The sequence below is a fragment of the Nonomuraea soli genome, assembly GCF_013761175.1.
Lineage (GTDB): Bacteria > Actinomycetota > Actinomycetes > Streptosporangiales > Streptosporangiaceae > Nonomuraea > Nonomuraea soli.
The window spans coordinates 1-1,023 of record NZ_JACDUR010000021.1 but is presented as its reverse complement, the minus strand read 5'-3'; the positions used below and the strand labels follow the sequence as shown (position 1 = coordinate 1,023).

The window sequence follows — 1,023 nt, the reverse complement described above, 5'->3', positions numbered from 1 at the left end:
TCAAGTCCTCGGCCTATTAGTACCGGTCAGCTCCACACATTACTGTGCTTCCACCTCCGGCCTATCAACCCAGTCGTCTACTGGGAGCCTTACCCACTCTCGTGGTGGGAGACCTCATCTCAAGGCGAGCTTCCCGCTTAGATGCTTTCAGCGGTTATCCCTTCCGAACGTAGCCAACCAGCCATGCACCTGGCGGTACAACTGGCACACCAGAGGTTCGTCCGTCCCGGTCCTCTCGTACTAGGGACAGCCCCTTTCAAGTCTCCTGCGCGCGCAGCGGATAGGGACCGAACTGTCTCGCGACGTTCTAAACCCAGCTCGCGTACCGCTTTAATGGGCGAACAGCCCAACCCTTGGGACCTACTCCAGCCCCAGGATGCGACGAGCCGACATCGAGGTGCCAAACCATCCCGTCGATATGGACTCTTGGGGAAGATCAGCCTGTTATCCCCGGGGTACCTTTTAGCCGTTGAGCGACACCGCTTCCACACGCCGATGCCGGATCACTAGTCCCAGCTTTCGCTCCTGCTCGACCCGTCAGTCTCACAGTCAAGCTCCCTTGTGCACTTACACTCAACACCTGATTGCCAACCAGGCTGAGGGAACCTTTGGGCGCCTCCGTTACCCTTTAGGAGGCAACCGCCCCAGTTAAACTACCCACCAGACACTGTCCCCCACCCGGATCCACGGGCGCGGGTTAGACGTTCAAAACGACCAGAGTGGTATTTCACCAATGACTCCACCCAAACTAGCGTCTGAGCTTCCCAGTCTCCCACCTATCCTACACAAACCGTTCCAAACGCCAATGTCAAGCTGTAGTGAAGGTCCCGGGGTCTTTCCGTCCTGCTGCGCGAAACGAGCATCTTTACTCGTACTGCAATTTCGCCGGGTCTGCGGTTGAGACAGCGGGGAAGTCGTTACGCCATTCGTGCAGGTCGGAACTTACCCGACAAGGAATTTCGCTACCTTAGGATGGTTATAGTTACCACCGCCGTTTACCGGCGCTTAAGTTCTCACCTTCGC

General features: G+C 57.1%; 1 rRNA gene. It reads right to left on the bottom strand.

The window, feature by feature from the left end:
- Nucleotides 1-2: 2 nt before the first annotated feature.
- Nucleotides 3-1,023: ribosomal RNA gene (locus HNR30_RS46630) — 23S ribosomal RNA — on the bottom strand; the annotation flags it as partial.